The 860-nt window shown below is 61.6% G+C and carries 1 protein-coding gene; it reads right to left on the bottom strand.

Annotated features, from left to right (window positions below; all coding sequences use genetic code 11):
* A partial coding sequence (locus ADJ24_RS03740) for an Ig-like domain-containing protein (protein ID WP_048702169.1) occupies positions 1 to 860 on the bottom strand: 860 nt, incomplete at both ends.

The raw sequence follows: 860 nt of genomic DNA, 5'->3' as shown, positions 1-860 counted from the left end.
CCGTCCGCTTTCGCGTTATCGGTGGTCACCGTCAGGTTACCGGAACTGATGGTCGCCGTACTGCTGTCCGCCACAAAAGTGGTGTCCACAGACTGGCTGTTACCGTTCACTTTCGCGGTCACCGCAGAAACACCGGCTTTGGTGTTGGACAGCGTGGTGGTGGCGATACCGTCGGCGTCGGTGGTCGCAGACTCCGTGGTAATCACTGCGCCGTTGGTGGCCGTGAAGGTCACTACCGCGTCTTTCACCGGGTTGCCGTTAGCATCGGTGACAATCGCTTTCACCGCGTTGGTGGCGCTGCCGTTGGCTTTCGCATTATCGGTGGTCACCGTCAGGTTACCGGCGCTGATGGTTGCCGTTCCGCCGTCGGCCACAAAGGTGGTGTCGACAGTCTGGCTGTTGCCGTTCACCGTGGCGGTCACTTTCGCCGTGCCGGCCGTGGTGTTGCTGAGCGTGGTGGTGGCGATACCGTCAACGTCCGTGGTGGCGGAGGCGGTAATCACCGTGGCGCCGTTGGTGGCGGTAAAGGTCACCGTCACGTCTTTCACCAGGTTACCTTTCGCGTCAGTGACAATCGCTTTCACCGCGTTGGTGTCCGCCCCGTCCGCTTTCGCGCCGTCGGTGGTCACCGTCAGGTTACCGGAACTGATGGTTGCCGTGCTGCTGTCGGCCACAAAGGTGGTGTCCACGGTCTGGCTGGCACCGTTGACGGTAGCCGTCACTTTGGCAATACCGGATTTGCTGTTGGTCAGCGTGGTGGTGGCGATACCGTCCGTATCCGTGGTCGCGGAAGCGGTGGTTACCGTCGCGCCGTTGGTGGCGGTAAAGGTCACTGCCACACCGGAAACCAGGTTGCCGTT

The sequence above is a fragment of the Enterobacter sp. 940_PEND genome, assembly GCF_001059415.1.
GTDB lineage: Bacteria > Pseudomonadota > Gammaproteobacteria > Enterobacterales > Enterobacteriaceae > Enterobacter > Enterobacter cloacae_M.
Note: the sequence above shows the minus strand (reverse complement) of the source record. Positions and strands in the feature narration are given on the sequence as shown.